Origin of the sequence: Actinomadura sp. WMMB 499, assembly GCF_008824145.1 — a bacterium.
In the GTDB taxonomy this organism is placed as follows: domain Bacteria; phylum Actinomycetota; class Actinomycetes; order Streptosporangiales; family Streptosporangiaceae; genus Spirillospora.
The window spans coordinates 47,062-70,907 of record NZ_CP044407.1; the positions used below are offsets into that span (position 1 = coordinate 47,062).

The following is a 23,846-nucleotide window of genomic DNA, read 5'->3' on the forward strand; positions in this document are numbered from 1 at the left end:
GGTGGGGCTAGCGATCGGTCGCGGCGGCCCACGGGTCGCCGCCGGGCCCTCCCCCGGGTTCGCCGCCGGGTTCGCCGCCGTCACCCGCGTCAGGGCCGGGGGCGGGTCCGGGGGTGGGTTCGACCACGATCGGGCCGGTGCGGGGCGGCGCGGCCGTGCCGGGCCCGGGGCGGGTGGCGGTGTTCCAGGTGGTCTTCATGGTGTCGACGACGACGTCGCGGGCGACGTCGGCGACCATGCCGCGCAGCCGTTCCTTCATCGCGAGCCTGACGGCCTCGCGCAGCACCTCGGTCATGATCGCCTCGATGGCTGCGGCGGCCGTGCGGGCGGCGGCCCGGACGGCCAGGTCGCGGGCGGTGCGGGCGACGGCGCTGCCGGCGGCCGCGGCGAGCAGGTCGCTCGCCGAGCGGGCGGTGCCGCTGCCGGCGGCGCGGGCGGCGGCTCCGGCGAGGGCGTCGGCCAGGGGGCGCAGCTCGGCGGTGTACTCGGAGCGTCCGGCGGCCTCGCGGACGGTCCCGGCCAGTTCCCGGGCGGCGTCGGCGGCGGTGTCGCGCACGACGCGGGCGGCGACGTCGCGTCCGGCGTCCAGGACGGCGTCGGCGGCGGCGTCGGCGACCGCGTCCACGGCGGCGTCGGCGACGGCGCGGGTGGCGGCCTGCACCGCCGGCGCCGACGCGGTCGCCGACATGGTCGCGACGGTCGCCGAGACGCCGCGTCCGGCCATGTCCAGCGCCGTGGCGGTCGCGGCGCGGGCGAGCGGGCTGCGGGCGGCGAAGCGGCGCGCGGCCACCGCCACGGGGTGCCGGGCGACCTCGCCCGCGGCCTGCTCGGCGAGGGTCATCGCTCCGGTCGCGGCCTCGAACGCGGTCGCGGTGGCCGGGTGCGCGGCTGCGGCGGTGCGGGCCTCGGTGACGGCGCGTTCGGCGGCCGATGTCGCGATCTTCACGGCGGCGTCGCGGGCGGCGCGTTCGGCGGCCGCCATGGCGGGCGTCCCGGCGAGCTGGTCGAGGATGCGGGACGCGGCGAGGCCGGCGGCGTCGCGGGCGGCGCGGCGGACGGGGTCGCTGGTGGTGACGGCGAGCCTGGCGGCGCCGGTGGCCGCGGGGGCCAGTTCGTCCCACAGTTCCTCGAGCCGCCGGGCGGCGGCCCGGTCGAGCCGCGCGAGCGTGCTCTGCGCGGCGGCGGGCGCCTGCTCGGGCGTCTGCCGGGGCGTGCGCCCGGTGGGAGGTTCGGAGGTCCGGTCGTGCCGGGGGGAGGGGACCGGCGCGCCGGCCCGCTGCACGTTCTCGTCCACGACCACGCCCCTTTACCACGGTCACGTCTTCTCAAATCACCATAACCGCCGCGCGGCTTCTGAAGTTCCCGGCGCGGTGGCGGCGGCCGCGCCGCAGGGCGGCGGGCCGCGGGCGGGTACGGCGCCCGCGGGAGCCACGGCTGCGGCCGTGCGCAGCACTCGTGCCGACTGTGTTTCCCGGGCCTGGCGCCGGTCACGAGTTCTCGCGGCCCGTCGACCCGCCCGGCCGGGCGGGTCGACGCGCGGAGGGGGTCCGGACCGCTGTCTTATCTTCCCGGTGGGTGCCGCCGCGCCGCGCCGCGTCGCGGCCGCCGGTGGTCGGTGCGCCCGTGGCACCGTTGTGCGGGCGGAGGTGTCTGCCGGTGAGCGGTCTCCCCGGCAGGATTCGAACCTGCGATCTCCGGCTTCGGAGGCCGTGCCCTGTCCGCCGGGACACGGGGAGGCGTCCCCGCCCCCGGGTGACAGGGGGGCGGGGACCGGGACGCCGGCGGGAGTCGAACCCACGTGCGGCGGCTTTGCGGCCGCCGCCCGAACCGCTCGGCCACGGCGTCGCGGGCCGCCCGGGGCGGGGCGGCCCGGCGACCTCGGCGGGAGTCGAACCCGCGGCTTCCGGCGTGACGGGCCGGTGCTCTGACCACTGAGCTACGAGGCCGGGCGAAGGAGAGGCGCGCACGGGCGCGGTCGCATCGGGGGGCGTGGTGCCTGCGGGCAGGCGGTAGCGGGGACGCACGGAGGCGGTGGATCGGGGTGCGGTGCGGCGGGGACGGTCCCGCCCGGAACCGGCGGGTCCGGTCGGCTACCGGCCGCCGACGGGCCGCCGTTTCCGGCAGCGCATCCGGCGACGGTGCCGGGGATGGTCGCGGTGGGGACGGTGCCGGGCGGTGGTGGTGCAGGTCATGGTCCCGGCCTCCTTCTCGTCCTGCCTCTGGTCCTGGTCGCGCGGGGTCACCCGGGCGGCGGGCGGGATGGTCCGGTCCCGTTCGTCCCGGTTCGTGGGGCCGGTTCGTGGGTCCGGTGCCCGCCGTCGGCAGAGCCAGCGTGGCCCGCGGGGCGGGCGCGGCGCAACGAGTTTTTCGGCGCCGCCGCGCCGCGGTTTTCCATTGAGCGGAACGCCGCAGGTCCGATGGGGCGAGGGCGCAGTGAGGGTAAGGGGGACGCAACCAGCCGACGGACCCGTATGGAGGAACGATGACGCTGCTCGAGCCCGGTGTGTGGACCGGGAAGATCTTCGATGGCGGGTGGGTCGCCGCGTCCGGCGGCGGCTACGACGTCGTCGAGCCCGCGACCGGGGCGACGCTGGGGGTGCTGGGCAGTGCGGACGCCGCGGACGTCGCGCGGGCCGCGTCCGCGGCGGCGGCCGCGCAGCGGGACTGGGCGGCCCGCTCCTACGAGGAGCGCGCGGCGGTGCTGCGGCGCGCGGGGCGGCTGTTCGAGGAGCACGCCGCCGAGATCGAGGGCTGGATCGTGCGGGAGGCGGGGTCGATCCCGCCGAAGGCCGCGCTGGAGGCGGGCTTCGCGGCGAACCTGTGCTTCGAGGCGGCGGCGCTGGCGTCGCATCCGCAGGGGCTGGTGCTGCCGTCGGCGCAGCCGCGGTGGAGCCTGGCGCGGCGCCGTCCGGCGGGGGTGGTGAGCGTGATCGCCCCGTTCAACTTCCCGCTGATCCTGTCGATGCGGTCGGTCGCTCCGGCGCTGGCGCTGGGCAACGCGGTGCTGCTCAAGCCGGACCCGCGGACGGCGGTGGGCGGCGGGGTGAGCGTCGCGCGGATCTTCCAGGAGGCGGGCCTGCCCGAGGGCGTGCTGCACCTGCTGCCGGGCGGCCGGGAGGCCGGTGAGGCGGTGGTGGCGGCGCCGGAGGTGCGGGTGGTGTCCTTCACGGGGTCGACGGCGGCGGGCCGGGCGATCGGCGAGGTGTGCGGGCGGCTGCTCAAGCGGGCGCACCTGGAGCTGGGCGGCAACAACGCGCTGGTGGTCCTGCCGGGCGCGGACCTGGCGAAGGCGGTCGCGGCCGGCGCGTGGGGGTCGTACCTGCACCAGGGGCAGATCTGCATGACGACCGGGCGCCACCTGGTGCACGAGAGCCTGCACGAGGAGTACGTGGAGGCGCTGGCGGCCAAGGCCGAGGGGCTGGCGGTCGGGGACCCGGCGGCCGGGCCGGTGCATCTGGGGCCGATCATCGACCAGGGGCAGCTGGCGCACGTGGACGCGCTGGTGCGCGACACGGTCGCGGCGGGCGCGCGGCTGGCGGCGGGCGGCACCCACGAGGGCCTGTTCTACCGTCCGACGGTGCTGGCGGAGGTGACCCCCTCGATGCCCGCGTACGCGCAGGAGGTGTTCGGGCCGGTCGCGCCGGTGGTGCCGTTCTCGACGGTGGAGGAGGCGGTGGCGCTGGCGGCCGACAGCGAGTACGGGCTGTCGCTGGGGATCCTGGGGGACGTGGGACGGGCGATGGAGATCGCCGACCGGGTCCCGACGGGGCTGGTGCACATCAACGACCAGACGGTCAACGACGAGCCGGTGGTGCCGTTCGGGGGGCTGGCGGCGTCGGGGAACGGGTCGCGGTTCGGCGGCCCGGACGCCAACATCGAGGCGTTCACCGAGATGCAGTGGGTGACGATGCGCGGCGAGATCGCCCCGCATCCGTTCTAGCCGCGGGCGCGGCCGCGGCCCGCCGTCCCGTGAGGGGGCGGCGGGCCGCTCCATGCCCGCCCCGGGGGCCGTAGGGTCCCCCTGGGGGTGTCGCGCCCGGGGCCGCCGGAGGAGGGTGGGTGCATGGGCCGGGATCCGGAGTATCTGGCGTTCATGCGGGCCCGGACGGCCGAGGCGGCGGGGGCGGGGCGGCGCCGGTCGGTGGCGGAGGCGCGCCGTGCGCACGCCGCCGATCTGGCGCGGTCCCCGCGGGTACCGGTCGGGCCGGTGGCGGACGTGGTGGGCCGGGGCGCGGCGGGGCCGCTGCCCGCCCGCCTGTACCGCCCGCCCGGCGCCGGCGCGGTTCCCGGGCCGCTGGTGGTGTACTTCCACGGCGGCGGGTGGGTGCTGGGCGACGTGGAGTCCTACGACCCGGTGGTGCGGGCGCTGGTGGCGGCGAGCGGGGTCGCGTGGCTGTCGGTGGGCTACCGGCGCCCGCCGGAGCACCCGTTCCCGGCGCCGCTGGAGGACGCGGTGGCGGCCGTCCGGTGGGCGGTGCGGTGCGCGCCGCGGCTCGGGCTGGACGCGGGACGGGTGGGGGTGGGCGGGGACAGCGCGGGCGGGCAGCTGGCGGCGTCGGCGGCGGGGGTGCTGCGCGGGGCGGGGCCGGCGCGCCCGGTGGTGCAGGTGCTGCTGTATCCGGCGCTGGATCTGCGGGCCGAGCCGCCGCCCGTCCCGGACCCCGACGGGCTGGAGGTGCCGGGCGGGTCGGTGGGCGCGGTGCTGCGGATGTATCTGGGGGACGCCGACCGGACGCGGCCGCGGGTGTCGCCGCTGCTGGACCCGGATCCGGGTTCGCTGCCGCCGGCGGTGATCGCGACGGCCGAGTTCGACCGGCTGCGTCCGCAGGCGGAGCGGCACGCGGCGCGGCTGCGGGCGGCGGGGGTGGCGGTCGCGGTGGTGCCGGGACGGGCCTGGACCACGGGTTTCTGGGGTGGGGGTCGTTCGCGCGGCGTCCGGCGGAGGCGATCGCCGAGATCGGCGCCGCCGTCCGCGCCGCCCTGGCCTGATCGCCCCCTGATCGCGCGCCCGCCGCGCCCGCCCTGTGCCCGTTTTAGGCCGGTTGACGTGGGCAATCACTGTTAATGACCGGATGGCGAAGGGAGGGTTCTGTGCAGAGGACGCATCGGCTGCGGATGGTCCGGGTCGTGGACTCCGGTCTGGAGGAGTGGGCCTGCCCGGTGTGCGGGCGGCGGATGCTGGTGCGCTGGCCGCCCGACTGCCGAAAAGAGGTCGTGGACCTCGGCGACGAGGAGGCCGCCCACGTCGCCGACCGGGCGCAGGACGCGCCGGAGGGTCCGGCCGCGCGGCGGCGGCTGCGCGAGACCGGTGTCCGGCTGGCCGCGGCGGCCCCTCCCTCCTGAAAGCCGCCGCGAACGGGCCGTGCGCGGGGCCCGGTGTACCGGTCAGGGGGCCGGTGTTCAGCGGGAGTCGGCCGCGAGGCGGATGCCGAGGCCGACCAGGATGACGCCCGAGGCCTGCTCGAGGCGCCTGCGGACCGCCGGGCGGTCGAGGAGCCTGCGCCCGGCGGCGACCAGCTGCACGATCACCGTGTACCAGGCCAGGTCGATGAGCGCCCACAGGATCGAGAGCAGCACCAGGGCGGCCGGGACCGACCATCCGGCGGGGACGAACTGGGGCAGGAACGACACCGCGAAGACGCCCGCCTTCGGGTTCGCCGCGTTGGTGATCAGCCCCCGCCGGTAGCTGCCCCACCGGCCGGGCTCTCCGGCGCCCGGACCGTCCCCCGGACCGGCGCCCGCGAGACCGCCCGCGAGACCGCCGCGGGGGGCGGTGCCGCGCCGCGCCTGCCACAGGGCCCGGGCGCCGAACCACACCAGGACGGCCGCGCCCGCGATGCGCATGCCGTCGTAGGCGAGACGGGACGCGGCCAGCAGCGCCGTGAGGCCCGCCGCCGCGGCCAGCCCCCAGGCCAGCACGCCGGTCTCGTTGCCCAGGACGGCGGCCAGCCCGGCACGCCGCCCGGACCGCATCGACGCCTGCATGATCACCACGGTGCTGGGTCCGGGTGCCATCGCGACGAGCACGGCGGCACCGCAGAAGGCCAGGAGGGATTCGGGCAGGGGCTGGGGCATGCGTCCATGCTGCCCGCCGCGCCGCCCCCCGGCAACGGCAGCGCCCCCCCGAGGGCGGGCGCCCCGCCGGCGCCTACCGGAGCGGCGGCGCAGGGGCGGGGCCGGTCACAGGGGGCCGCCGTCGCCGTCCCCGCCCTCGCCGCCGGTGGGCGCCGGGGTGGGCTGTCCCGGTCCGGTGGTGGGCCCCGGGCCGGGGGTCGTGGGCGGCCCCGACGGCGTGGGGGCGTGGGCCCGGGCGAGGGCACCTCCGCCGAGGGGGTGGGTTCGGGCGGCAGCGGCGGCGGCTCGTCGGGTTCGGGGCTGCACATGTTCAGCAGGAACAGCAGCAGCAACAGCACCAGCAGCATCGCGGCCAGGCTCAGGACGGCCGTGACCAGGCTGCGCTGCGGGGGCCGCTCCCCGGGCGGGGCGGGCCCCGGTGGACGCGCGGGGACGGGCGGCGCCAGCGCCGGTTCGCCCGAGCCGAGCCAGTGGGGCTGGAACTGGGGGCCGCGCCGCCTGCCCCGGCGGCCGCGGCCGTTCTCCCCGAGCATGACCGGTTCCAGGAACCGTTCGGCGCCGGCCCGGTCGGGCTCGTAGGCGGTCGCCACCCACGGGGCGGGCCCGTCCGGCTGCGCCGCCACCACGGGCGCCCCGCCCGCTACGGGGGCGGCGCCGGGCGGGACGGGGGCGGCGGCGTTGATCGCCGCGCGGAACCGGTCGCGGGCCGCGGCGTCGCCGGCGGCGCCGCGGTTGAGGACCGCGACGCTGGCGCGCCGCCCCTGGGCGTCCACGCCCAGGAACACGATGCCGGCGGGGGTCTCCGACAGGCGCGCCGACAGGCGGAAGGGCCCGAGGTGGGCGGGGTCGCCCGGGGGCAACGGCCTCGACATGGCGGCCACCCTAACAACCGCGGCCCCGCGAGCGGCTCCGGACACGGGCCCGGCACGGTCCCGCCGGCGCCCCGGACGCGCCCGCGCACAAGGCTCCGCCCGCGGCACCGGATACGGCCCGCACACGGGCCGGGGCGTTCCCCCAGGCCGCCCGGCACAGGGCCGCCGAGAACCCGACGGCCGTGACACGCAGCGTTCCCGCACGAACGGGTACAAGTGATCGCGTAGGGTCGGAAGGCGCCCGCTCCGCAGGACGGAAAGCGGGACGGTTCGGCAGGACAGTGAGGACTCCCACATGACCATCGCCGCCCACGACGTCGACGATGCCGCGGCACTGCTGCAGAGCACGGTCGCCGAGGTCAAGAAGGTCATCGTCGGCCAGGAGCACATGGTCGAGCGGATGGTCGTGGCGTTGCTGGCGCGCGGCCACTGCCTGATCGAGGGCGTGCCCGGCGTCGCCAAGACCCTCGCCGTGGGCACGCTCGCGCGGGTGGTCGGCGGGACGTTCGCGCGGCTGCAGTTCACCCCGGACCTGGTGCCCTCCGACATCGTCGGGACCCGCATCTACCATCCCTCCACCGAGCAGTTCGACGTGGAGCTCGGCCCGGTGTTCGTCAACTTCGTGCTGGCCGACGAGATCAACCGCGCCCCCGCCAAGGTGCAGTCGGCGCTGCTGGAGGTGATGGCCGAGCGGCAGGTGTCGCTGGGCGGCACCACCTACCCGCTGCCGCGCCCCTTCATCGTCCTGGCGACGCAGAACCCGATCGAGTCCGAGGGCGTCTACCCGCTGCCGGAAGCCCAGCGCGACCGGTTCCTGATGAAGATCGACGTCCGGCACCCCGGGGCGCACGAGGAACTGCAGATCCTGCGGCGGATGAGCAGCGACCCCCGGAGGCGGCGCAGGTCCTCGACACCGGGCGGCTGGCGACGCTGCAGGCCGCGACGGCGGAGGTGTCGGTGCACGAACTGGTCGCCGACTACATCGTGCGGCTGGTCATGGCGACCCGCGAACCCGAGCAGTACCGGCTGCCGGACCTGCGGCCGGTGATCGAGATCGGCGCGAGCCCCCGCGCCACGCTGGGGCTGGTGTCGGCCGCGCGGGCGCTGGCGCTGCTGTCGGGCCGCGACTACGTGCTGCCCGACGACGTGCGGGCGGTGGCGCGGGACGTCATGTCCCACCGGCTGGTCCTGACCTTCGACGCGCTCGCCGACGGCGTCGCCGCCGGCGACGTGATCGGGCAGATCCTCGCGGCGGTCCCGCCCCCGCGGGTGGTGTGGAACCACGGAGCCGCGGCGGTGACCACGGCATGACCACCGCCCCGGGGGACGGTGCCGACGGCCGCGCGGACGGCCCGAGGAGATCCGGGCACGCCGCCGACCGGCCCGGCGGGCCGGGCGGCCCCGCGCGGCTCGCACCGGAACGGACGCTGCGGCGCCTGGAGTTGCAGGTCACGCGGCGGCTGAACGGGCTGCTGAACGGCGAGCACCTCGGGCTGCTGCCGGGCCCGGGCACCGAACTGGCCGAAGCGCGCCTGTACCAGCCGGGCGAGGACGACGTCCGGCACATGGACTGGGCGGTCACCGCCCGCACCACCAGCCCGCACGTCCGCGACCTGGTCGCCGACCACGAACTCGAGGCGTGGGCGCTGGTGGACATGACGCCCAGCATGGAATTCGGCACCGCCGACCTGGTCAAACGGGAACTGGCCGTCGCGGCGCTGGCCGCCGTCGGGTTCATGACCGTACGGCTGGGCGACCGGGTCGGCGCCTACCTCCTGCACGGCGGCGGGCTGCGCCGCTGGCCCGCCCGGACGGGCAAGGCACCGTTCTACGCCCTGCTGCAGGCGGTCCTGGACGCCCGCCCGCACGACCCCGGAACGTCCCGCTCCGGCGCCGGACCCGACGGCGACGCCCGTCCCGGCGGCGGACCCGGCGGCGGACCCGGCGCGCACGGCACCGGACCGGGCGACCTGGCCGCCGCGATCGGCTCCCTGGACCGCGGCCAGTCCCGCCGCGGCCTCCGCGTGATCATCTCCGACTTCCTGCCCTCCCCCGACGACGACCCCGCCGCCCTCGCGGCCCCACCCGACGGCGCGCCCGGCCGCAGCGGCGCGCACCGGCCGCCGTGGGAACGGCCGCTGCGCCGCCTCGCCGCCCGCCACCAAGTCCTCGCCGTCGAGATCATCGACCCCCGCGAACTCGAACTGCCCGACATCGGGCTGATCGAGATGACCGACCCCGAGACCGGCGCCGTCCACGAGATCGTCCTGAACCGCCGCGTCCGCGACCGGTACGCCCGCGCCGCCGCCGAGCAGCGCGCCGGCACCCGCGAGGCGCTGCGCCGCTGCGGCGTCCACCACCTGGTCCTGCGCACCGACCGCGACTGGATCGCCGACGTCGCCCGATTCGCCCTCCGCCAGCGCCGCGCCGCCGGCCGGCCCGTCACCACCGCGGGAGTGCGCCCATGACGTTCCTGTCACCCGAACGCCTCTGGCTGCTGGCCCTCGTCCCGGTGCTGACCGGCCTCTACATCGCGCTGCAATGGCGCCGCCGCCGCTACGCCGTCCGGTTCACCAACCTGGCCCTGCTGCAGCAGGTCGCGCCACGCCGCCCCGGCTGGCGGCGGCACGTCGCCGCCGGCCTGTTCCTGGTCATGATCACCCTGATGATGCTCGGATTCGCGCGGCCCGCCGACGACGTCCGCGTCCCCCGCGACCGCGCCACCATCATGGTCGCCATCGACGTCTCCCTGTCCATGATGGCCCGGGACGTCTCCCCCAGCCGCTTCGACGCCGCCAAATCCGCCGCCAAGCAGTTCATCCACGACCTGCCCGCCCGCTTCAACGTCGGGGTCGTCGCCTTCGCCGGCAACGCCAACATGGTCGCCGCCCCCTCCGACGACCGCGCCGCCGCCATCGCCTCCATCGACCAGCTCTCCCTCGCCAAGCGCACCGCCATCGGCGAGGCGGTGTTCACCTCCCTGCAAGCCGTCCGCTCCTTCGACGCCCAGGCCCGCCAGGACCCCCCGCCCGCCCACATCGTCCTGCTGTCCGACGGCGACAACACCACCGGCCGGTCCGTGCAGGAGGCCGTCACCGCCGGCCGCGGCGCCGACGTCCCGGTCTCCACCATCGCCTTCGGCACCCCCTACGGCACCGTCACCATCGAAGGCGAGACCACCAGCGTCTCGGTGAACAAGGAGACGCTGCGGTTCCTGGCCGACAACACCGAGGGCCACGCCTACGAGGCCGCCGACGCCGGCCAGCTCAACGAGGTCTACGCCGACATCGGCACGTCCCTGGGCTACACCACCGAGCACCGCGACGTCGCCGCCCGCTACATCGGGATCGCGCTGCTGTTCGCGCTCGCGGCCGGCGGCGCCTCCCTCGCCTGGTTCTCCCGCCTGCCCTGACCGCCGCGCGAACGGCACCGCCCCGCGGCTGGTACGGTCCTGCGACGTGGGGGAGCACTATTTCGCCGAACGGCCCGGCGCCGCGAGCCGCCGGCGCACCGTCGACCTGGTCCTGCCCGACCTGCACCTGCGGCTGGACACCGACGGCGGCGTCTTCTCCCCCGACCGCGTCGACCCCGGCACCCGCATCCTGCTGGAGACCGTCCCCCCGCCCCCGCCCGGCGGCGACCTGCTCGACCTCGGCTGCGGCTACGGCCCCATCGCGCTGACCATGGCCGCCCGCGCCCCCGCCGCCCGCGTATGGGGCGTGGACGTCAACCGCCGCGCCCTCGAACTCGCCGAAGCCAACGCCGCGTCCGCCGCCCTGCCCAACGCCCGCTTCACCACCGCCGACACCCTCGACCCCGCACTGCGATTCGCCGCGATCTGGTCCAACCCCCCGATCCGCATCGGCAAGACCGCCCTGCACGACCTGCTCCTGGCATGGCTGCCGCGCCTGCGGCCGGCCGCGCACGCCCACCTCGTCGTGCAGAAACACCTGGGATCGGACTCCCTGCAGCGATGGCTGAACGAACAGGGAATGCCCACCGAACGGATCGCGTCCCGCTCCTCCTACCGCGTCCTGCGCGTCACCGCGCCCGACACTTCGCCCACCGCCTCGCCCACCCCACCGCCCCTGGAAGGCCCGACCCGATGAGCACCCAGCAGGGACGCCGCCAGCTGCGCCCCACCGACGTCAAACGCCTCAACCGCGACTGGCGCCGCCGCACCCGGTCCCGCCTGGACCTGCTCACCGAATCGGTCACCCAGCCCTTCAACATGGGCTCGATCATCCGCAGCGCCGCCGCCTTCGGCGTCGAACGCCTGTGGCTCGCCGGCAACGCCACCCCGCCCACGCACCGCAACGTCGCCAAAACCGCCCTGGGCACCGAACGCCACCTCGACTGGGAGCACGCCGGCACCGCCGCCGAAGCCGCCGCGACCGTCCGCGCGCAGGGCCTGCGCCTGATCGCCGTCGAACTCACCGCAGACGCCGTCCCGCTCCACGAGGCGCCCCTGGACGGCGACATCTGCCTGGCCGTCGGCAGCGAGGACCACGGCTGCTCCCCCGCCCTGCTCGCCGCATGCGACGCCGTCACCTACATCCCCCAGGTGGGCCGCGTCGGATCCTTCAACGTCGCGGTCGCCGCCGCCCTCGCCATGGCCGAGGCCCGCCGCCGCGAATGGTCGGCACCCGCCTGACCCCGCCTCCCGGGCGGCCACCGGCCGCCTACATGTACTATGCAAAAACCTAAACCACTTAGGACAACGGGGGCGACGGATGCCGCGCGCCGGGGTGACCGCCGAACGCCTGACCCGGGCGGCCGCCGACATGGCCGACCGCACCGGCCTCGACAGCGTCACCGCCACCGCCCTCGCCCGCCACTTCGGCGTCACCGCCGCCAGCCTCTACTCCCACGTCAAAGGCATCGACGACCTGCGCGCACGCCTCGCCGCCCTCGCACTGGACGAACTCGCCGACCGCGTCGCCGCCGCCCTCGCCGGACGCGCCGGCAAAGACGCCCTCACCGCCTTCGCCAACGCCTACCGCGACTACGCCAAAGCCCACCCCGGCCGCTACGCCGCCGCCCAGATACGCCTCGCCCCCCACACCGCCACCCCCGACGTCGTCACCGCCGGCCGCCGCCACACCGAACTGACCCGCGCGATCCTGCGCGGGTACGGCGTCCCCGACGACGAGCAGACACCCGCAGTACGCCTCCTCGCCAGCACCTTCCACGGCTACGTCACCCTCGAGGCCGCCGGAGGGTTCGCCCACACCGGCGACGTCGACACCTCCTGGAGCCGGGTCCTGGACGCCCTCGACACCGCCCTCACCCACTGGCCCGCACCCACCCCTCCGAGCCGACCCGACCCACCCACCACCCCGTAGACCGACGCCGCCGCCATGGGACCGGCGGTCATCTTCGGCGCCCTGACGGCGATCACCGCCGCGACCGCCGTCAGCGTGAAGCCGCACGGACCGACCACCGCCACCCCGCCCCTGATCACCACCCGCAGCACCCCCGCACACCGCCTCCACCCGAAACACGCTCACCCCTCCAACTCACCCAACTTCCGCACCAGCACCACCCGCTCACGCTCGTTCCCGCACAACCCCACCGCCGCCTCTAACTCCGCACGCGCCTCCACCACCCGCCCCAACCGCCGCAGCAACTCCCCCCGCACACTCGGCAGCAGATGCGAACCCGCCAACGCCCCCGCCGCCACCAGACCGTCCACCACCGGCAATGCCGCACCCGGCCCCCGCGCCATCGAAACCGCCACCGCCCGGTTCAACTCCACCACCGGCGACGGCGCCAACCGCCCCAACGCCTCGTACAGCACCACGATCTGCTCCCAGTCCGTCCCCTCCACCGACGCCGCAACCGCATGACACTCCGCGATCGCCGCCTGCAGACCGTACGCACCCAGCCCCCGCCCCGCCCCCTCCGCCCGAGCCAGCGCCGCCCGCCCCCGCCCGATCGCCGCCCGATCCCACAACCCCCGATCCTGCCGCTCGAGCAGCACCGGCTCACCGTCCCGCCCCACCCGCGCCGGGAAACGCGCCGCCGTCAACTCCAGCAACGCCAGCAGACCGTGCACCTCCGGCTCCCCCGGCATCAACCGCGCCAGCACCCGCGCGAGCCGCTGCGCCTCACCCGCCAGATCGAACCGGATCAGCTCACCACCCGAACTCGCCGACGACCCCTCCGTGAAAATCAGATAGACCACGCTCAGCACCGAACCCAGCCGCTCGGCCCGATCCTCCCCCGACGGCACCGCGAACGGCACCCGCGCAGCCCCGAGCGTCTTCTTCGCCCGCGTGATCCGCGCCTGCACCGTCGCGGTCGGCACCAGGAACCCCCGCGCGATCTCATCGCTCGTCAGCCCCCGACCACCCGCAGCGTCAACGCCACCCGCGCCTCCCGCGACAGCACCGGGTGACAGGACACGAACATCAACGCCAGCAGATCGTCATCGATCCGATCCGGATCCCACAGCACCTCATCCGCCTCCCGCCCCGGATCACCCGCCCCGCCCCCCGACAGGGCACCGCCCTCACCCAGATCACGAGCGAGGGCGGCGTACCTCTCATCACGGGCGGCACGCCGCCGGAACCCGTCGATCGCACGGCGCCTGCCGACCGTCAGCAGCCACCCCGCCGGATTCCGCGGCACACCGTCCCGCGGCCAGGTCACCAGCGCCTCGGCCAGCGCCTCCTGCGCGAGATCCTCGGCCATCGCGAAATCACCCGTGTACCGCGCCAGCGCACCGACGATCCGCGCGGACTCGATCCGCCAGACGGCCGTCACGGCCTCCCGGCCCGCCGAACCGCTCATCACCCGCCGCCCCGCTCAGAGCTGCCCGGTGGCCTCGCGCCAGGCCCGCTCCTTCTGGATCCACTCGTTGTCCTGCGGGAACTCGTCGATCGTCGTGACACGCCGGATCTCGGTCTTGAACCCCGGCCCGATCATGGGCGCCCGCTTGGCCCACTCCACGGCCTCCTCCTTGGAGGCCACGCTCAGGATGTAGAAGCCCCCGAACAGCTCCTTGGTCTCCCCGTACGGGCCGTCGGTCACCACCGGAACCTCCGCGGAGTGGTCCACCACCACGCCCTCGGACGCGTCGTCGAGCCCCTCGGCGGCCAGCAGCACACCGGCCTTGATCAGCTCCTCGTTGAACCGGCCGACGGTCTCCAGCATCTGCGTGAAGTCGACGTCCTCCAGCCGCGCGTAGGCCTCGTCGGTCGCGCGCCAGATCAGCATGTACTTCATCTTCCGACTCCCTGGTTCCTCCGGAGCCCTCGCGGCCCCGCTCATCCCTAGGTCGAACGGCGAGACGGCGGATCAACACAGCCGCCGAACTTCTTCAGAAAGTTTCCGGAAGCCGCCCGGTCCCCCCGTTCGACACGGATGATGACCCGAACTCGGGAGCCGAACACACTGCTCGCCGCCGTACCGCAGGCGGGCGGCCGGTGCCGGGGCCCGCGACGCGCGGGAACATCGCCCCGGCCGACGGCCGGCGAGGGGTCCCCGGCACCGGCGTCAAAGCGTCGCGCGTCGGCGAACGGGCACGGCCGGCCCACCGATCCGCCCGCCCGTTCCCGCCCGTGAGCCGTCAGCTCCGGGTGCGCTCCATCAGCGCGGCGAACTCCTCGAGAGAGATCTTGCCGTCGCGGTCGAGGTCGCTCTCGACGACCAGCTCGACCGCGCGCGTCCGGTCGGGAGCGAGCCCCAGAGCGCGCATGAGGTTCTGCAGCTCGGCCATCGAGATGTGGCCGTCACCGTCGACGTCGACGAGGTCGAACGTGGGCCTGTACTCCTCGATGCTGCTCATTCGGTGCTCTTTCTTCTTGAGGTGCTGGTGGGGTGACGGTAGCACCGGCCCGCGGCCTTTACGCAGTAAGGTTCAGCTGGTCGCGACGAGTCCGCCATAATCGGACGAGTGCGCCGCTCGTACGAATTCCTCGACCACCCCGGGCCCATCCCGTTCGCCCACCGGGGCGGCGCCGGCGGCCGTCCGGAGAACTCCATGGCCGCCTTCCAGCGGGCGCTCGACCTCGGCTACCGCTACCTGGAGACCGACGCGCACGCCACCGCCGACGGTGTCGTGGTCGCCTTCCACGACCGCACGCTGGACCGGGTGACCGACCGGACCGGAACGGTCTCCCGGCTCCCCTACTCCGAGGTCGCGCGGGCCCGGATCGAGGGCACCGAGCCGATCCCCCGGCTGGAGGACGTCCTGGGCGCGTGGCCGGAGGCGCGGGTCAACATCGACCTGAAGGACGCACCGGTCATCGGGCCGCTCGCCGAGGTGCTGCACCGCACCAACGCCTGGCACCGGGTGTGCCTCACCTCGTTCTCCACCCGCAGGCTGGCGCAGATGCGGGCGCGCCTGCCGCTGTACACCGACCGGGACGTGTGCACGGCGCTGGGCCCGCGCGGGGTGATGGCGCTGCGCGCCAAGTCCTACGGCGGGCCGACCGCCAAGCTGGTGCGGCTCGCCGCCACGGGCGTGGCGTGCGCACAGGTGCCCTACGGGCTGGGCCCGCTGCCGTTCGTGACCGAGGCGTTCGTCGCGACGGCGCACCGCCTGGGACTGCAGGTGCACGCCTGGACGGTGAACGAGGAGGCCGCGATGGAGCGGCTGCTGGACCTCGGCGTCGACGGCATCATGACCGACGAGCTGACCACCCTCCGGCACGTCCTGGCGTCCCGGGGGCTGTGGGAGCGCCCCTCCCCCGCGACGGCGCGGCGCGTCAGCGGCTGAACCCGGGCGGCCGGTACTCGGCGGCCACGCGCAGCGGCGCCGCCTGGGGCCGGTCGGCGGGCTGCTGCGGTGGCGCCTGCCCCGCCTGGGTCAGCTCGACCCGCTGCGACCGCACCATCTCCAGCAGCTCCAGATCTTCCGGAGAGACCAGTGCGGCCATCACCTTGCCCCGCCGCGTCAGCTTCACGGGCTCGCCGGTGTAGGCGACCCGGTTGACGAGGTCCGCGAACTGGGCGCGTGCTTCGGTTACCGGAACATCCACGGGATTCATCGTATAGCGAAACATCGTCCCTCCCCCTGGCCGCGGCCACGCACCGCCACTAACCTCAGACGTACATAGTGTACGGAATGTACAGATCGAGCGGGAGGGTTCATGAACGAGGAGCCGAGGCCCCTGCCCGGTGAGCGGCGGACGGAGACCCCACCCGGCACCCACGCGCCCCGCGTCCGCGCCAAGGTCGCCGAGGCGCCGCTGCTCGCGGAGGCGCAGCTGTTCGAGCGGCTGCTCGCGCAGCGCATCGTGTTCCTCGGGACCGAGATCGACGACCAGGTCGCCAACCGGGTGAACGCCCAGCTGCTGCTGCTCGCGGCGCAGGACGCGCGGCGCGATATCACCATCTACGTCAACTCCCCCGGCGGGGTCGTCGACGCCGGCATGGCGATCTACGACATGATGCAATTCGTCCCGAACGACATCTCCACCGTCGCGATGGGCATGGCCGCATCCATGGGACAGACACTGCTGTGCGCGGGAACGGCCGGCAAGCGCTACGCGCTGCGGCACGCGCGCGTCATGATGCATCAGCCGCACGGCGGCATCGGCGGCACCGCGTCCGACATCAAGATCCAGGCCGAGCAGTCGCTCTACCTGAAGCAGACCCTTGCCGAGCGGACCGCGTTCCACACCGGGCAGCCGCTGGAGCGGATCCAGGCCGACTCCGACCGGGACCGGTGGTTCACCGCCGACCAGGCCCGCGAGTACGGGTTCATCGACCACGTCATCGACAGCACGGACCGGGTGGGATCGTGATGCGGGCCGAGAAACGCTCCCTCGTCCCGTCCTACGAGGAGCAGACGCCCTACGGGCGCAAGGAGACCGACCCCTACAACAAGCTCTTCGAGGACCGCATCGTGTTCCTCGGGACGCCGGTCGACGACGTCAGCGCCAACGACGTCACGGCCCAGATGCTGGCGCTGGAGGGGATCGACCCCGACCGGCGCATCGCCCTCTACATCAACTCCCCGGGCGGGTCGCTGACGGCGATGATGGCGATCCACGACACGATGCAGTACGTCCGCCCGGAAGTGGAGACCACCTGCGTGGGGCAGGCCGGTTCGGCGGCGGCCGTGCTGCTGGCGGCCGGGACGCCCGGCAAGCGCGCCGCGCTCGCCAGCGCCCGGATCCTGCTGCACGAGCCGGAGGTCGGGGTGTCCCGCGGCCAGTCGAGCGACCTGCAGATCCAGGCCGAGGAGGTGCTGCGCCTGCGGACCCAGACCGAGGCGATCGTCGCCGAGGCGACCGGCAAGGACCCCGAGACCGTCCGCGCCGACCTGGACCGCGAACGCTACTTCACCGCCCAGGAGGCCCTGGAGTACGGGCTGATCGACGAGGTCCTGACCTCCCGCCGGTGACCCGCCCCGGATGGCCGGGCGCCCCGGCCGGCGCGGCCGGGACGAAGGTTTCCCACCGGCCCGCGGGGGTCCGCCGAAACAAGCAGGGTTGGACACCCCCGCGGACGGGAATCTTGTCACGAGATTCAGCGTTGGTCAGGGCAACACCGCAAGCCGTCTGGGAGGCACGTGACGATGGCCGAGCGCGCACTTCGCGGCACCCGACTCGGAGCGACGAGCTACGAGAACGATCGCAACACCGATCTGGCCCCTCGGCAAGAGGTGGACTACACCTGCACCAAGGGCCACCGGTTCACCGTGACGCTCGCAGCCGAGGCCGAGGTGCCGATGACCTGGGAATGCCGCAACTGCGGCGCCATGGCCCTGCGGGTCGACGGCGAGCTGCCCCAAGCGAAGAAGGGCAAGCCGCCGCGGACGCACTGGGACATGCTCATGGAACGCCGGACGGTCGAGGACCTCGAGGAGGTTCTGGCCGAGCGGCTGGAGATCCTGCGGGCGGGGCGCAGGAAGACCGCCTGACCGACAACACGATCGGGTGACGCTTCACCGGCGGGCCCGGCGCCGCGCGCACGCGCGGCGCCGGGCCCGCCGCCGTTTCCGGCCCGCGGGGCGTCTGCGCGCGCCGCGCACCCGGGACGCTCGATCCGTGACCGGCACCCGCCGCGCCCGGCACCGCCGCCGGATCAGCGGGCGCGGGGCAGCACCAGGCCGGTCTCGTAGGCCGCCACGACGGCCTGAACGCGGTCGCGCAGGTCCAGCTTGCGCAGGACGCGGCTGACGTGCGTCTTGACCGTCTCCTCCCCCACCACGAGCCGCCCGGCGATCTCGGCGTTGGTCAGGCCCTCGGCGACCAGCCGCAGCACCTCGGTCTCGCGGGGCGTCAGGACGTCCAGGGCGGCGGACGGAGGGCGGGGCCGCAGCCGCGCGAACTCGCCGATGAGCCGCCGGGTGACGGTCGGCGCGAGCAGCGCCTCCCCGGCGGCCACGACCCGGACCGCGTCGAACAGCCGCTCGGCCGTCACGTCCTTGAGCAGGAACCCGCTGGCGCCCGCCACCAGCGCGTCGTAGACGTGCTCGTCGAGATCGAACGTGGTCAGCATCAGCACCCGCGGCGCGCCGGGCGCGGCGGTGACGCGGCGGGTCGCCTCGATCCCGTCCATCACCGGCATCCGCACGTCCATCAGCACCACGTCCGGCCGGTGCTCGCCGCAGGCGCGCACCGCGCCCGCGCCGTCGTCGGCCGTCGCCACCACGGCGAAGTCGGGCTGCGTGCCCAGCAGGGCCCCGAAGCCCGCGCGGACGACCTCCTGGTCGTCGGCCACGATCACCCGGACGGTCACCGCGCCGTCCCCGCCGGGGCGCCGGGGACGGCCGCGCGGTGCGCGTCCGGTGACGCGGCGGGCAGGACCGCCTCCACGGCGAACCCGCCGACCGGGCCCGCGCCGGTGCGCAACTCCCCGCCGACCGCCGCGACGCGCTCGCGCATGCCCGGCAGGCCGTGCCCGCCGGGCACCGCGGGGGCCGCGGGGCCCGGGCCGTTGTCGCGCACCGCCAGCCGCAGCCCCTCCCCCGTATAGGCGAGCTCGACGTCGACGGCGGCGCCGGGCGCGTGCCGCCGCGCGTTGGTGAGGGCCTCCTGCACGATCCGGTAGGCGGTCAGTTCCACGCCCGGATCCAGCGCGGCGACGGGCCCGCTGACGATCAGGCGGGCCGCGGCGCCCGAACCGTCACGGGCCTCGTCGATGAGGTCCAGCAGCTGCTGCAGACCGGGCTGGGGACGGCGGTCCGGGGCGCCGTCCGGTCCCCCGGCGTCCTCGCGCAGCACCCCCAGCAGCCGCCGCATCTCGGTGAGCGCCGTGCGGGCGGTGTCGCCGATGGCCAGCAGCCGCTCGGCGCCGTCGGCGGGCATGCCGGGAACGGCCAGCCGCGCCGTCTCCGCCTGGACGGAGATCATCGAGATGTGGTGGGCGACCACGTCGTGCAGCTCGCGGGCGATGCGGGCCCGCTCGCCGCGCGCGGTGTGCTCCAGCAGCGTGTGCTCGACCGCCCGGCGGGACGCGTCGGCCGCGTCGGCCGCCGCGCGGCGGCGCAGCACCCGGCGGCGGGCGAGCACGGCCCAGACGGCCAGGAGCGCGGCCGTGGCGGCCAGCGCCGCCCCGCGATGCAGCAGGGACGCCGCGACGGCGGCGACGGTGATGGTGGCGGCGGCCGCCGGACCGTGCCCGCCGGAGCCGCCCGACGCTCCCGGGGCGGCGGCGGGGCCGCGCAGCAGGACCAGCGGGAGCGTGGCCGACACGTCGAGCACGAGCGCGAGCGGCAGGGCGGAGCCGGGCCCGCCGGCGCGCAGCACCGCCTCGGCGACGGCGGCGGCGGCCAGGCAGCCGCCCGCCGCCGGCCACCGCCATTCCCCGATCCGCGTCACGCACGCCATTGTCGCGCGTGCCGGCGGCACGGCGCGTCCCTCCCGGGAGGGACGGCCGCTCCCCGCCGCCGGGGACGGCCGGGACGGCTCCCCGGCGGGACGACACGGCCCCGGCGCGGCCCGTAGCGTCCGGGGCCATGGAAGCGACCATCGAAGTGCGCGGCCTGCGCAAACGGTACGGGACGGCCGTCGCCGTCGACGGGCTGTCGTTCACGGTCGAACCCGGACGGGTCACCGGGTTCGTCGGGCCGAACGGCTCGGGCAAGACGACCACGATGCGGATGATCCTCGGCCTGGACCGGCCCGACGCGGGAACGGCCCTGGTCGGCGGGCACCCCTACCGGTCGCTGCGGACGCCGCTGTGCCGGCTCGGCAGCATGCTGGACGCCGGGGCGGTGCATCCGGCGCGGCGCGCCCGCGACCATCTGCTGTGGCTGGCGCGCGCGAACGGGATCCCCTCGCGGCGGGTCGGCGAGGTGCTGGAGCTGGCGGGGCTGGCGGGCGTCGCGCGGCGCCCGGCCGGAGGGTTCTCGCTGGGGATGCGGCAGCGGCTGGGCATCGCGGCGGCGCTGCTGGGCGACCCGCCCGCGCTGATGTTCGACGAGCCGGTCAACGGGCTGGACCCCGAGGGCGTGGCCTGGATCCGGGGCCTGCTGCGGTCGCTGGCCGCCGAGGGCCGCGCGGTGCTGGTGTCGAGCCATCTGATGAGCGAACTGGAGGGCGGCGCCGACCACCTGGTGGTGATCGGGCGCGGACGCCTGATCGCCGACACGGGCGTCGCGGCGCTGCTGGCGGCGGCGTCGGGCGGGCGGGTCGAGGTGCGCACGTCCGCGCGGCGGGACGCGATGACGGTGCTGGCGAACGCGGGCGCGACGGTGACGTCGCCGGGACGCGACGCGGTGACGGTGTCGGGCCTGCCCGCCGAACGTGTCGTCGGGCTGCTGGCGGGGGCCGGGGTGCCGTTCTCGGAGGTCGGCGCGCACCGGGCGTCCCTGGAGGAGGCGTACATGGAACTGACCAGGGACGCCGTGGAGTTCCGCGCCGTCTCCGGAACGTCCCCCGCCGCCGAGCACGCCGCCGATCCGGCGGGCGCGGGACCGGCCGATGCCGGAGCGGATGGTGGGGAAACGCCGGGCCGGGGGGCGTCATGACGACGACGCCGTACCGGAGCACCGTCCGGGCGGGCGGCGACGGGTTCGGGCGGCTCCTGCTGGCCGAGTGGACGAAGCTGCGGTCCGTCCCCCGCTGGCTGCTCACCCTCGCCGCCGCGGTCGTCCTGACCGTCCTGGTGGCGCTGCTGACCGCGGCGGGGACGCAGTCGACGGGCGGCGGCGGATCGGGGCCCGCGCCGGACCTGCCCCCGGCGGTCACCGACCAGGGCCACTACACCTACCGGACGCTCACCGGGGACGGGAGCATCGTCGCGCGCGTCGCGTCCCAGCGGGCGGACCGGGCGTGGGCGAAGGCGGGGCTCATGGTCCGGGCCGGCGCCGAGCCCGGCGCCCCCTACGCGGCGATCATGGTGACGCCCGGGCACGGGGTGCGGCTGCAGACCGGTTACGAGAGCGGCGGGCAGGGCGGCGGGAGCGGCACGGCGCCGCACTGGGTGCGGCTGGACCGGTCGGGGCCGACCGTGACCGGGTACGCGTCGGCGGACGGCCGCGCCTGGCGGCGGATCGGCGCGGTGCGGCTGGACGGCCTGCCGGAGACGGTGGCGGCGGGCCTGTTCGTCGCCTCCCCCGACGAGATCGAGGTGGTGCGGCAGTTCGGCGGCGAGGTGATCTCCGGGCACCCGACCGACACGACGGCCACGTTCGACGGCGTCGCCGTGCGCGGTGCCTGGCGGGACTCCGCGGGCGGCTCGGGCGGCTCGGAGGGCGCGTGGCGGGACCGGGCCGGGCCCGGCGGTCCGGCCGCGCCCGAGGGCGCCGGGTCCACCCGCGCCGGCGGCGCCTTCACGCTGACGGGGTCGGGCGACATCGGCCCGGACCTGTTCTCCGACGACACGACCCGCACGGCCCTGACCGGGGTGCTGATCGGGCAGGCGGCGATCGTGACGCTGGCGGTGCTGTTCGTCACCTCCGAGTTCCGCCGCCGGATGATCGCGGTGACGCTGGCGGCGACGCCGCGGCGGGGCCGGGTGCTGGCGGCCAAGGCCGCGGTGGTCGCGGCGGCGGGGCTGGCGGCGGGGCTGGCGGCCGCGCTCGGCGCGCTGCTGGTCACCGGCGCCGGCGGGCGGCCGGTGCCGCCGCTGACCGACGGCGCGGTGCTGCGCGCGGTGCTGGGCACCGGGCTGCTGCTGGCGGTGGTCGCGGTGCTGGCGCTGGCGGTCGCGGTGATCGTGCGGCGCACCGCCCCGGCGATCGCGCTCGTCCTGCTCGCGCTGCTGGTGCCGCAGATCGTCGCGACCGGGCTGCCGGTGTCGGCGGCGCGGTGGCTGGAGCGGGTCACCCCGGCGGCGGGGTTCGCGGTGCAGCAGACCGTCCCGCGCTACGACACGGCGATCGGGCCGTGGGCGGGCCTGGGCGTGCTGTGCGCGTACGCGGCGGTGGCGCTGGCGGCCGCGGCGTGGCTGCTGCGGCGGAGGGACGCGTGAGCGGGCGGCCCGCGGCGGCGGGGCGGGCGCTGCGCGCCGAGTGGACCAAGCTGCGGACGCTGCGCAGTACCGGGTGGCTGCTGTTCGCGCTGGCGGCGTCGACGGTCGCGGCGGGCGCTGCGGCGATGTGGCCGGTGGACACCGCGAACTGCCCGTCCCCGGCGCGGTGCTTCGAGGACACCCCGCGGCTGAGCCTGTCGGGCGTCCGGGTGGGTCAGGTCGCTGCGGTGGTGCTGGGGGTGCTGGCAATCGGCGGCGAGTACGGGACCCGCACGATCGTGCCGACGCTGGCGGCGGTGCCCCGGCGGGGGCTGGTGCTGGCGGCGAAGGCGGCGGTGGTCGCCGTCCTCGTCGCCGCGGCCGGGGCGGCGGGGGTGGCGGGGTCGCTGGTGGCGGGCCGGTTCATCCTGCCGCGGGGCGGGTTCACGGCGGCGGCCGGTTATCCGCCGCTGTCGGTGCTGGACGGCCCGACGGCGCGGGCCGCGGCGGGCTCGGTGCTCTACCTGGTGCTGGTGGCGCTGCTGGGGCTGGGCGCGGCCGCGGCCGCCCGCGGCACCGCCGGGGGCCTGACGGGCGTGCTGGGGCTGCTGTGGGCCGCGCCGGTGGTCGTCCCGCTGCTGGGGGACGACCGGTGGCAGGAGCGGCTGGAGCGGTTCGCGCCGATGCCGGCGGGTCTGGCGGTGCAGGCGACGCGGGCGCTGGACCGGCTGCCGGTCGGGCCGTGGGCGGGGCTGGGGGTGCTGGCCGGCTGGGCGGTGCCGGCACTGCTGCTGGGCTGGGCGGTGCTGGCGCGCCGCGATGCCTGACGCCCGGACGGCGCGGCCGACCCGGACGGCGCGGTCGGGGCGCCGGGCGGCGGTTCAGGGAGTGAGCGGCTTGTCGCCCGCGCCCCGATCGGGGTCCCGTTCCGCGCCCCGGCCGGAGGAGGGGCCTGAGGAGGGGCCGGGGTCGGCGTCGGGGTCGATGACCTCGCCGGGGACGACGGGGCCGCTCGGCGTCCCGGCGTCGCGGCGGGGGGCGCCGAAGGGACCGAACCCGCCGAGGCCGTCCCGGCCGTCCCCGGCGAAGGGACCGGCGCCCGGTCCGGCGGGCGGGAACATGGCCGACGAGCGGGCCTGCGCGATCCGCATCCGGCGCGCCGCCCACCGCGACAGCAGCCCCCGGGCCAGGGGGCGGGTGAAGGGCAGCACGAACGCGAACCCGACGACGTCGGTGACGAATCCGGGGGTCAGCAGCAGCGTCCCGCCGATCAGGACGAGCGCGGCGTCGGCGAGTTCGCGGTCGGGGAGCGCGCCGCGGCCGAAGGTCTCCTGCAGGGCCCGCCAGGCGCGGCGGCCCTCGCGGCGGACGATCCAGGCGCCCAGCAGGCTCTCGGCGACCAGCAGCGCGACCGTCGGCCAGGCGCCGATCAGCCCGCCGACCTGGATGATCACGTAGATCTCCAGGACCGGCAACAGCAGGAACGCCAGGACCAGTGCGAGCGGCAGCATGGCTCCATCTTCGGGGTCGGAAACGCCTCTACGG

General features: G+C 76.1%; 24 protein-coding genes, 3 tRNA genes and 2 pseudogenes. 16 read left to right on the forward strand and 13 right to left on the reverse strand.

What is annotated here, in order from left to right:
* Positions 1 to 7: 7 nt before the first annotated feature.
* The 4 genes from F7P10_RS00240 to F7P10_RS00255 all read right to left on the reverse strand — a co-directional run bounded on the left by F7P10_RS00240 (position 8) and on the right by F7P10_RS00255 (position 1,946).
* Positions 8 to 1,294 (reverse strand): hypothetical protein, encoded by a 1,287-nt coding sequence (locus tag F7P10_RS00240; RefSeq protein ID WP_151007524.1) that lies wholly within the window; start codon positions 1,292 to 1,294, stop codon positions 8 to 10.
* 370 nt (positions 1,295 to 1,664) lie between these two features.
* Positions 1,665 to 1,736: transfer RNA gene (locus F7P10_RS00245), tRNA-Arg, on the reverse strand.
* Positions 1,737 to 1,774: 38 nt separating this feature from the next.
* Positions 1,775 to 1,845 (reverse strand) — tRNA-OTHER (locus F7P10_RS00250).
* 28 nt (positions 1,846 to 1,873) lie between these two features.
* A tRNA-Asp gene (locus tag F7P10_RS00255) sits at positions 1,874 to 1,946 on the reverse strand.
* A gap of 536 nt (positions 1,947 to 2,482) precedes the next feature.
* Here F7P10_RS00255 and F7P10_RS00260 point away from each other — a divergent pair.
* From F7P10_RS00260 to F7P10_RS00270, 3 genes are all read left to right on the forward strand, one after another.
* Complete coding sequence (locus tag F7P10_RS00260) at positions 2,483 to 3,940, forward strand: benzaldehyde dehydrogenase (protein WP_151007525.1); 1,458 nt, start codon at positions 2,483 to 2,485, stop codon at positions 3,938 to 3,940.
* A gap of 123 nt (positions 3,941 to 4,063) precedes the next feature.
* Positions 4,064 to 5,065: an alpha/beta hydrolase gene (locus F7P10_RS00265; protein WP_254716313.1), complete on the forward strand. Its 1,002-nt coding sequence runs from the start codon at positions 4,064 to 4,066 to the stop codon at positions 5,063 to 5,065.
* A gap of 26 nt (positions 5,066 to 5,091) precedes the next feature.
* Positions 5,092 to 5,343, forward strand: a complete 252-nt coding sequence (locus F7P10_RS00270) for a hypothetical protein (RefSeq protein ID WP_151007526.1) — start codon at positions 5,092 to 5,094, stop codon at positions 5,341 to 5,343.
* A gap of 57 nt (positions 5,344 to 5,400) precedes the next feature.
* Here the strand turns inward: F7P10_RS00270 and F7P10_RS00275 are convergent, their stop codons facing one another.
* Both F7P10_RS00275 and F7P10_RS00280 read right to left on the reverse strand, forming a co-directional pair.
* Complete coding sequence (locus tag F7P10_RS00275) at positions 5,401 to 6,075, reverse strand: LysE family translocator (protein ID WP_254716314.1); 675 nt, start codon at positions 6,073 to 6,075, stop codon at positions 5,401 to 5,403.
* The gene (locus F7P10_RS00280; RefSeq protein ID WP_254716315.1) at positions 5,988 to 6,947 is read right to left on the reverse strand and encodes a hypothetical protein; all 960 of its coding nucleotides are present in this window, start codon (positions 6,945 to 6,947) and stop codon (positions 5,988 to 5,990) included. Before F7P10_RS00280 ends, F7P10_RS00275 begins: the two co-directional genes overlap by 88 nt.
* A 295-nt stretch (positions 6,948 to 7,242) precedes the next feature.
* Here F7P10_RS00280 and F7P10_RS00285 point away from each other — a divergent pair.
* From F7P10_RS00285 to F7P10_RS00310, 6 genes and pseudogenes are all read left to right on the forward strand, one after another.
* A pseudogene (locus F7P10_RS00285) lies at positions 7,243 to 8,258 on the forward strand (AAA family ATPase).
* Positions 8,255 to 9,415 (forward strand): DUF58 domain-containing protein, encoded by a 1,161-nt coding sequence (locus F7P10_RS00290; protein WP_151007527.1) that lies wholly within the window; start codon positions 8,255 to 8,257, stop codon positions 9,413 to 9,415. The pseudogene F7P10_RS00285 and the gene F7P10_RS00290 overlap by 4 nt, the downstream one beginning before the upstream one ends.
* A complete protein-coding gene (locus tag F7P10_RS00295; RefSeq protein ID WP_151007528.1) occupies positions 9,412 to 10,359 on the forward strand; it encodes a VWA domain-containing protein in 948 nt (315 codons plus the stop codon). The genes F7P10_RS00290 and F7P10_RS00295 overlap by 4 nt, the downstream gene beginning before the upstream one ends.
* 46 nt (positions 10,360 to 10,405) lie before the next feature.
* Entirely contained in the window at positions 10,406 to 11,056 is a 651-nt protein-coding gene (locus F7P10_RS00300; protein WP_151007529.1) for a class I SAM-dependent methyltransferase, read from the forward strand.
* Positions 11,053 to 11,601: a TrmH family RNA methyltransferase gene (locus F7P10_RS00305; protein WP_151007530.1), complete on the forward strand. Its 549-nt coding sequence runs from the start codon at positions 11,053 to 11,055 to the stop codon at positions 11,599 to 11,601. Before F7P10_RS00300 ends, F7P10_RS00305 begins: the two co-directional genes overlap by 4 nt.
* A 79-nt stretch (positions 11,602 to 11,680) precedes the next feature.
* Positions 11,681 to 12,292, forward strand: a complete 612-nt coding sequence (locus tag F7P10_RS00310; protein WP_151007531.1) for a TetR/AcrR family transcriptional regulator — start codon at positions 11,681 to 11,683, stop codon at positions 12,290 to 12,292.
* A gap of 161 nt (positions 12,293 to 12,453) precedes the next feature.
* Here the strand turns inward: F7P10_RS00310 and F7P10_RS00315 are convergent.
* The 3 genes and pseudogenes from F7P10_RS00315 to F7P10_RS00325 all read right to left on the reverse strand — a co-directional run bounded on the left by F7P10_RS00315 (position 12,454) and on the right by F7P10_RS00325 (position 14,739).
* A pseudogene (locus F7P10_RS00315) lies at positions 12,454 to 13,742 on the reverse strand (RNA polymerase sigma factor).
* Between the two features lie 15 nt (positions 13,743 to 13,757).
* Entirely contained in the window at positions 13,758 to 14,177 is a 420-nt protein-coding gene (locus F7P10_RS00320; RefSeq protein ID WP_151007532.1) for a YciI family protein, read from the reverse strand.
* Between the two features lie 343 nt (positions 14,178 to 14,520).
* Positions 14,521 to 14,739: an EF-hand domain-containing protein gene (locus F7P10_RS00325; RefSeq protein ID WP_151007533.1), complete on the reverse strand. Its 219-nt coding sequence runs from the start codon at positions 14,737 to 14,739 to the stop codon at positions 14,521 to 14,523.
* A gap of 108 nt (positions 14,740 to 14,847) precedes the next feature.
* Here F7P10_RS00325 and F7P10_RS00330 point away from each other — a divergent pair, with 108 nt between their 5' ends.
* Positions 14,848 to 15,672 (forward strand): glycerophosphodiester phosphodiesterase, encoded by an 825-nt coding sequence (locus F7P10_RS00330; protein ID WP_151007534.1) that lies wholly within the window; start codon positions 14,848 to 14,850, stop codon positions 15,670 to 15,672.
* Here the strand turns inward: F7P10_RS00330 and F7P10_RS00335 are convergent.
* Positions 15,662 to 15,934, reverse strand: a complete 273-nt coding sequence (locus tag F7P10_RS00335) for a type II toxin-antitoxin system Phd/YefM family antitoxin (RefSeq protein WP_218040313.1) — start codon at positions 15,932 to 15,934, stop codon at positions 15,662 to 15,664. The genes F7P10_RS00330 and F7P10_RS00335 overlap by 11 nt on opposite strands.
* 111 nt (positions 15,935 to 16,045) lie before the next feature.
* On the opposite strand from F7P10_RS00335, the gene F7P10_RS00340 reads away from it, so the two are divergent.
* From F7P10_RS00340 to F7P10_RS00350, 3 genes are all read left to right on the forward strand, one after another.
* Complete coding sequence (locus F7P10_RS00340; RefSeq protein WP_151007536.1) at positions 16,046 to 16,702, forward strand: ClpP family protease; 657 nt, start codon at positions 16,046 to 16,048, stop codon at positions 16,700 to 16,702.
* Positions 16,702 to 17,304, forward strand: coding sequence for an ATP-dependent Clp protease proteolytic subunit (locus tag F7P10_RS00345; protein ID WP_151007537.1), 603 nt, complete (start codon positions 16,702 to 16,704; stop codon positions 17,302 to 17,304). Before F7P10_RS00340 ends, F7P10_RS00345 begins: the two co-directional genes overlap by 1 nt.
* Positions 17,305 to 17,478: 174 nt before the next feature.
* On the forward strand, positions 17,479 to 17,823 hold the full coding sequence (locus F7P10_RS00350) for an RNA polymerase-binding protein RbpA (RefSeq protein ID WP_151017738.1): 345 nt from the start codon (positions 17,479 to 17,481) through the stop codon (positions 17,821 to 17,823).
* A 164-nt stretch (positions 17,824 to 17,987) separates the two neighbouring features.
* Here the strand turns inward: F7P10_RS00350 and F7P10_RS00355 are convergent, their stop codons facing one another.
* Together F7P10_RS00355 and F7P10_RS00360 are read right to left on the reverse strand one after the other, a co-directional pair.
* Positions 17,988 to 18,644, reverse strand: a complete 657-nt coding sequence (locus F7P10_RS00355; RefSeq protein WP_151007538.1) for a response regulator transcription factor — start codon at positions 18,642 to 18,644, stop codon at positions 17,988 to 17,990.
* Positions 18,641 to 19,726 carry a sensor histidine kinase gene (locus tag F7P10_RS00360; protein WP_218040314.1) on the reverse strand — a complete coding sequence of 362 codons (1,086 nt, stop codon included), beginning with the start codon at positions 19,724 to 19,726 and terminating at the stop codon, positions 18,641 to 18,643. The genes F7P10_RS00355 and F7P10_RS00360 overlap by 4 nt, the downstream gene beginning before the upstream one ends.
* A 137-nt stretch (positions 19,727 to 19,863) precedes the next feature.
* Here F7P10_RS00360 and F7P10_RS00365 point away from each other — a divergent pair, with 137 nt between their 5' ends.
* Genes F7P10_RS00365 through F7P10_RS00375 form a run of 3 tightly spaced genes read left to right on the forward strand, consistent with a single transcriptional unit; the run spans position 19,864 to position 23,128 of the window.
* Positions 19,864 to 20,877 carry an ABC transporter ATP-binding protein gene (locus F7P10_RS00365; RefSeq protein WP_151007539.1) on the forward strand — a complete coding sequence of 338 codons (1,014 nt, stop codon included), beginning with the start codon at positions 19,864 to 19,866 and terminating at the stop codon, positions 20,875 to 20,877.
* Positions 20,874 to 22,322: an ABC transporter permease subunit gene (locus F7P10_RS00370; RefSeq protein ID WP_151007540.1), complete on the forward strand. Its 1,449-nt coding sequence runs from the start codon at positions 20,874 to 20,876 to the stop codon at positions 22,320 to 22,322. Before F7P10_RS00365 ends, F7P10_RS00370 begins: the two co-directional genes overlap by 4 nt.
* Positions 22,319 to 23,128: an ABC transporter permease gene (locus tag F7P10_RS00375; RefSeq protein WP_176611256.1), complete on the forward strand. Its 810-nt coding sequence runs from the start codon at positions 22,319 to 22,321 to the stop codon at positions 23,126 to 23,128. The genes F7P10_RS00370 and F7P10_RS00375 overlap by 4 nt, the downstream gene beginning before the upstream one ends.
* Positions 23,129 to 23,182: 54 nt before the next feature.
* On the opposite strand, the gene F7P10_RS00380 is transcribed toward F7P10_RS00375, so the two are convergent.
* Entirely contained in the window at positions 23,183 to 23,812 is a 630-nt protein-coding gene (locus F7P10_RS00380; RefSeq protein ID WP_254716316.1) for an FxsA family protein, read from the reverse strand.
* Positions 23,813 to 23,846: the final 34 nt, after the last annotated feature.